This window comes from Flavobacterium aureirubrum, from assembly GCF_038739835.1.
GTDB classification, from domain to species: Bacteria; Bacteroidota; Bacteroidia; order Flavobacteriales; family Flavobacteriaceae; genus Flavobacterium; species Flavobacterium aureirubrum.
Genome location: NZ_JBCGDO010000055.1, coordinates 1 through 3,217 on the forward strand (window position 1 = coordinate 1; position 3,217 = coordinate 3,217).

General features: G+C 48.9%; 1 protein-coding gene. It reads left to right on the forward strand.

The annotated features are described in order from the left end of the window. Positions 1-3,217: T9SS type B sorting domain-containing protein (locus WFZ85_RS15810; protein WP_342697221.1), on the forward strand; the 3,217-nt coding region annotated here is incomplete at both ends.

The following is a 3,217-nucleotide window of genomic DNA, read 5'->3' on the forward strand; positions in this document are numbered from 1 at the left end:
GTCCAACTCCAACTAATCGTTGACCCGACACCCGAAGCCACGACCCCATCGCCTTATGCTTTGTGTGATTACACCGGTATTGCGGGCTTTGAGACCTTTGATTTAACCACTACCATCCCAGAAATACTAGGCAATATCGACCCATCGCTGACTACGGTCACCTTCCATACTACCCAAGGCGATGCCAATGCCGATACCAATGCCATCAGCAACGTAACGAGTTACATCAACCAGACCATTGATAGCCAAACCCTCTACGTACGCGTAGAGACCAACGCTACGGGCTGTTATGACACCGTAGAACTACAGTTAATCGTAAACCCGATACCCAACTCACTACAACCCAACTACCTGCCATACTCCTTGTGCGACGAGACAGGACAAGTAGGCTTTGAGACCTTTGATTTAGCCAGTAAAGTAGCCGATATTCTATTAGGCCAAACCGGCATGAGCGTTACCTTCTATCCAAGTCTAACCGATGCACAGAATGACACCAACGCCATCACCAACCTACAATACCAAAACCAAATCATCTTCGTACAAACCTTAGGGATAAGAATTACCAATACCGCTACCAGTTGTTTTGTCATCTCCACGATGGACATCAGAGTAGAGCCGTTACCAACACCGATACTACCGACACAACCCTACACCCTATGTGATGAAGACCAAGACGGCTTTACCAGCTTTGATTTAACCACACTAATTCCTGATTTATTACAAGGCGCCGTGTATACCATTACCTTCCACGAAACCCAAACCACCGCGGAAGAAGGCACCACCGCCATAGACACCACAGTACCTTATATCAACATCGAACCGTTTGTACAAACCCTCTATGTGAGAGCCGTTGACCCCAATACCGGTTGCTGGAGTGTTATCCCCATAGAGCTCAATGTCAATGCCAGTCCGATAGCCTTAGTAGGCTTAAACGACATCATCGTATGCGACAATGACAACAACCCACAAAACGCCAGTACCGGAGTAGACCTAACCCAGCGCACCCCCGATGTGTTAGCCCAGCAACCCGCAAGTGGCAGTTATACCGTGACCTACTACAACAGCCAGCCAGCAGCACAACAAGGCACCGCACCGATAATCCCCGCTACCAATTACTTTGGAAGCGATGGAGACACCATCTGGGTTAGAGTAGAAGACACCACCACGGGCTGTTACAACCTAGGCAGCTTCCAGCTCCAAATCAACACCCCATTGTTACTCACTACACCAGCACCATTGAGCGTGTGTGACGACGATACCAACCCCAATAACCAATTCCACAGTTTTGACTTAACCGTAAAAACCGCTGAAATCACCCAAAACCTAGTAGGATACACCGTAGCCTATTACCCAAGCTTGACAGATGCCCAAAACAACACCAATGTGATTACCACCCCAACGGCCTACACCAATATCTTCCCAGCCGTGCAAACCCTAGGCGTAGTAGTCACCACACCCGCACCCGCAAGTTGCCAAAGCATCACCACCCTAGACATTAGAGTATTGCCAGTGCCCACACCACGCACCGATCCGCAACCCCTAGCACCAAAATGTGACGACAACAACCCTGGCGATTTGTTGGAACTATTCGATTTAACAACCAATGCGGCTTACATTGCCAATGGCGACCCTAACGTAACCCTACATTATTTCCCTACGCAAGCCGATGCCCAAAACAACGTAGTAGCCAATGAAATACTGAACCCGACAGCCGCATTAGTAGGCGGTACCGTATGGATACGCGTAGAGAACAACAGAGTAGACTACCTAGGCAACCGTTGTGCCGTGATAGTAGCACAACCATTAACCGTAAACCCACTACCCACGGTAATCCAGCCATTGGCACCCTATAGAGTATGTGATGACAATGCCGATGGCATCGCCGTTTTCGATTTAACCAACCCCCAATTGGCCACCGCCATACTAGGCGCTGCCCAATTGCCAGCCAATTACACCATAAGCTATTACGCCACGGCAGCAGGCGCCAATCCGTTTACCAACACCGGACAAACCCCACTGCCAGCCAGTTATCAAAACACTACCCCAGACACCCAAAACATCAATATCAGAGTAGTGAACAACGCTACAGGCTGTGTGAATGCCACCGGAGTATTGACCTTAGTCGTGGAAGAATATGCCCAAGCCACAGGACCACAAACCTTCGCCAGCTGTGACGATTACCTTGACCCTTATGATGGCGTCTTCCAATTGGATTTAACCCAATACAACACCGCCATATTAAACGGGCAAGACCCGGCCGTTTTCCTGATTAGTTACTACACCACCCAAGCCGATGCCATAGCCGGAACCAATGCTATCCCGTTAGCCCAAGCCCAAGCCTATATCACCGCAGCAGACACCGACCAGATTTGGGTGAAAGTAGAAAACAGCAGCAACAGCATTACGCCAGTGTGTTATGCGTTAACCACGATAAACATCAACATCGAGCGTTATCCGAACCCGATAATCACCACCCCGAATGGAGTAGACACCATCTGTGTGAACTTTGAAACCGATGAAGTAGTGCGACCCTTAACCTTAGACAGTGGCATTACCAATGTAGCCGACTACACCTTTGCGTGGTTTGAAAACAACTCCACTACACCCATTGCAGGAGCAACAGGACCAACCTATACCGTAGACACGGCGGAACCAACAGGCGCCACGCGCACCTACACCGTGACCGCTACCAGCGTTAGTCCACTAGCCTGTGCGACCACATCGGCAGATTTCGAGGTGATACAATCAGGGCAAGCGGTGATAGCAGACGGTACGATAGGATATACCGTAACCAATGCCTTTAGCGATTCCCAAATCATCACCGTGTTAGTAGATGGCTATGGCACCTATGAATACAGTTTAGACGACGGACCACGACAAACGAGCAACATCTTTGAAGGCGTATCGTTGGGCACGCACATCATCCGAGTTTGGGATACCGAAGGCGGCAACTACAGCTGTGAAGAACTAGTAATCGAGAATGTTCAAATCATTGATTACCCGCATTACTTCACCCCGAATGGTGATGGTATCAACGACACGTGGAATATTGTTGGATTAGGTGGACAACCTAACGCAAAAATTTATATATTTGACCGCTACGGCAAACTACTCAAACAAATCAGTTCGACAGGACAGGGTTGGGATGGTACCTACAATGGACAATTACTACCTTCCACCGATTACTGGTTTACCGTAGATTATTTAGAACAAAACG